The organism is Paenibacillus lacisoli (assembly GCF_030580655.1).
In the GTDB taxonomy this organism is placed as follows: Bacteria; Bacillota; Bacilli; order Paenibacillales; family Paenibacillaceae; genus Paenibacillus; species Paenibacillus lacisoli.
Map to the genome: position 1 here is coordinate 1 of NZ_JAUQTB010000031.1, position 3,739 is coordinate 3,739.

The 3,739-nt window shown below is 46.9% G+C and carries 2 protein-coding genes; both read right to left on the reverse strand.

The features are described 5' to 3' along the window. Window positions 1-28 precede the first annotated feature (28 nt). Window positions 29-439, reverse strand: a complete 411-nt coding sequence (locus tag Q5741_RS21345; protein ID WP_305026127.1) for a hypothetical protein — start codon at window positions 437-439, stop codon at window positions 29-31. Window positions 440-561: 122 nt separating this feature from the next. Then, window positions 562-2,328, reverse strand: coding sequence for a DNRLRE domain-containing protein (locus Q5741_RS21350; RefSeq protein WP_305026128.1), 1,767 nt, complete (start codon window positions 2,326-2,328; stop codon window positions 562-564). Between the last annotated feature and the right edge of the window lie 1,411 nt (window positions 2,329-3,739).

Here is a 3,739-nt window from a genome sequence, read left to right on the forward strand (position 1 = left end):
TCCACCGACGGAAAAGCCCATGTCCAGCCTACACCGAGATTGGATGTCTGCTCGTTATACGTATAGTACTCGGTTTCATTCTTGATAACATTGTCGCCAAGCGCTGTCTTATCCGCTTCGGCCTTCGGTTCATATACATAAGCAGTGCTGCCCTGATACAGACGAGACAGTACCACATCGAGGCCATTACGGCCAGGCAGTGTGAAATCGGTCTCGATCCGCCGCAGCGTACCCTCGCATCCGAAATCTGCTCCCCTTCTCCGGCTCCGGAATACGGTGTGTTCGCAGCCATTTCATACCCTGCGTAAGGGGTGTCCAGCTGATTGAACGCGGCAGCACGATCTTCAGCCGCGGCGGCACTGGCAGCCGGCGGCACAAACGAGATCATCAGACTGATAATCATGAATATATAGAACAGCTTGCTCACATGCTTCTTCACGAACGCTTCTCCTCATTTCAAGTGAATTCAGCATCAGGCATCCCTGTTTGCAGTTTCCTTAGGGATGCAAATGCCGTAGATTAGAGTCCTCTATTTTCTTAACTATCGTCCTTATTCCATCCCTAATTGCCGATATACTCTCGCTTCACTACATTGCCAGCCTTGTCATAGGTGAACCGAATCAGCTCCCCGGTCGGAAATTGAATCGTCTGCAGGCGACTCTGTTCATCATAGTCATAGCTGAACCGGATTGAAGCCTGTGCTAGGCTTCTCAGCTGCATTCCGTCCGTGCTGTAAGAAATGTACAGCCGGGGTCTCGCCGCCTCTGACACATTCTCCGAGGAAGATAAGGTTAACAATTCGTTGTTAGCAGATTTATAAACTAACTGCATTCCGTAGTTGGGCTTCTTCCGGCTTACCCAATCGGTGATGAGAGACTCATCCAGACGAATGGATGGCGAGTCATTCCCCTGAAGATCGAGCTGTCCCTGATCTGCTTCATAGGACGCCGGCTTGTTCTCCCAGCGAAGCTGACCGGCCTGCCACGGCTCCTTGTTGCCCAGCACCTGCAGCACTCCGTTCAGGCCATGCGAGCCGGATGCTGTGAGTTGAAGCCTTGCACCCAGGATCTCGGATTTGGCCGGAATCATGGACAGATCAAATTGCAGATACGACTGGAACGTTGTCTCTCCTTGAACACCTACAAGCAGCCCCCCCTGGACCGAACGTCCGGCAGCAGGTAATGCACTGGTTACCGTACCCTCCTGTGACAAGCCGGTGTTATTCAGTCCGGTAGCTGCGTGAAGGGTGACCGGATATTGCAGCTGATCGGAATTCAAACTCATATCCAGATAAGCCGCACCGTTATGCTGACGAATCGTCTGCTGCACCTCATGCTTCACGCCTGCAGCGTCCTCAGCCCACACGGGCTGTACGGACAGAGCTCCGGCTGTCCCGTCCTCCTGCAGTTTGCCTTCAATCCGGTAGCTGAAGGCTGACGGTGACGAGGCCGACTTCAGCAGAAGAGTCTGGTCAATGCCTCTCTCCGTCAGCCGCAGCTGCACATCGGTAGAAGGCCAAGCGTCAGAATAGGACAACACACCATCTGCTATCCTTGATGTATCAGCGGTGGCTGATTGGGTTCCCAATGGAAGGATATGAAGGGAATCTCCTGAAGTCAGGGCATATCCCTGGTCAAATTGAGTATGTAGTACTGGCACATAAGGTACCGTGCTGGAGGTATAGGTAGCATCCGTCACGGTGGGCCCTGACGGGTCAGCGGCAGGCGATTCGTTCTTGTTCGCATCCGTCTCTTCTTCTGTCTGTTTGTCGCTTTGGTCATTCTCCGGCTCTGGGACAGGCGTTATTTCCGGATTCTGCTGACTGCTGTCTTGAGGCTGTTCCTGCTGTGAACTGCTGCTCTCCTGCTGCTCCTTGCTATCCTGCTGTTTCTTCCTGTCCTGCTCTACGTTCTCGATTGAATTCGACGATTCTGCTGCTGATATAGGCAGCCTGTCCATGTTGGATGTCGACAAGCCGGCTCCATCAGTAACCTGCTGCACCGGCTCCAGCCTCAGCTGAATATCCTTATAGCTACCCTTAGGATCCACGTAATGAAGTGGCATGAGCGAGATCATCGTCTCATAACTACCATCGTCCATCAGGTACTGCTTGCTGTAAAGCGTTCTCATCTCCGGCATTTCTTCCACCATCTGCGGATCATTCTGATCGGCTGCCTTCTCGCTCACTGAGGGCGCATCCAGCCTGGACGCATCACTCTTGAGCTTCGTAACACTGGCTGCGGATGCAGGAGCTGCGAAAGGCAGAACTGAGGCCCCCATCGCGGACAGCAAAAGCGTAGACACGATCCATTTGTGGTTTGCGTGCATACTATAAGTCCTCCGTCTCATTATGATTTTAAAACCGTGACCCCCGACCGATTCCTTATTTGAATCAATTCGGTTACAAATGCTTAATTACACAAAATTTTACATTATGAAACATAACTACAGATTCATATTTTTTTGTATTCAGTCACTATTTTTCTTGAACATAATTATTTTAATAGGTTACACGAGGATTCATCTTGTGTAGAAAGACCCATCATGATCCCGTATGTGCAATCAGCGTTGAAATATTCGCAATGACTTTTATCGTTATCTCGTAAGCTCACGTTTTCACATCGATCTTTCTAAAGCAGTTAGCCAGTCGCCACAATTTCCCCGAAACTGGATGACCTTTGTTAGCTTTGTGGTGTATAGATAGGGCCGGCTGTCGTACTCTGAAGGACTGACTTCTAATGGCAAGCCCGGACACGTTCGGTACAGCTCCGAGCGTACGGTTGAGTACAGACTGTGGTCTAGTTATTCACTTTCTGGTAAATACCTAACGTTTCTATAACGACTATTAGTTGCCCGTGTTATTGTCCTTCGAAAAAACCTACCGTTAGCTTAATGAAGCATTGTCGGTCTATTACTTTCTTTATTTTCTCAGTCAACAACTTTGTTTTTTTTAAACAATTAGATCAACAATTAGATCTATCCAACCTAGAAACAGCAGGAGTCCTAGACCTATAGAAAGTCCAGAACTCCTGCTGTTCAGGACAATTAATCATTGGGTTGCAAGATATAGATATTATCTGTTCAGAATCAATGGTACTCAACCTATCTTTGTTCCTTCCTAAAAACTTGAACCATTGATTGTCATTTATGTGTTCCCCCAACACATGTTTGTATTAAACAAACTTACAATCTGAAATTATGAATACATAAGAGCGATAGAGATCGCTTACATTTGCGGTTTACGTTTTTATAATGATATCTTTCTGCTACTCAGATACTAGAAACTGGGATCAACTCGCTGAGATGTTTTTACAGACAGTCGTTTGTATCGATTGAGTAAGAGAAAAGGCCCTAAAGGGCCTTTTTTAACTTGGATCATTCACTAGCAGCTTATTCAAAAAGCCTGATTCACCTTAATTGTTTTATTGTGCTAGCAGAGCGTACCTGTAAAGTTTACCTTCATAGTTGAAGTCAACGGTCAATAGGGTGATATTCCGATGAGTAAATTTTTTAATCTCTTCTTTTTTTCCTGTATTTGTGTTATATACGAATATACTTCTTGTTTTTCATTGCCGTCACTACCATCAACCATTCCGTCTACGACAATATATAACCCGTTTTCTTTGTCATACGCATATGAATAGGATTTACCGCAAGAAGTGTAGGATGTGTCTGAAAACTAAATATTATGGTAAGATTTGAGAAAAACGAATGGAGTAGCAAACATGAGTCAAAGACG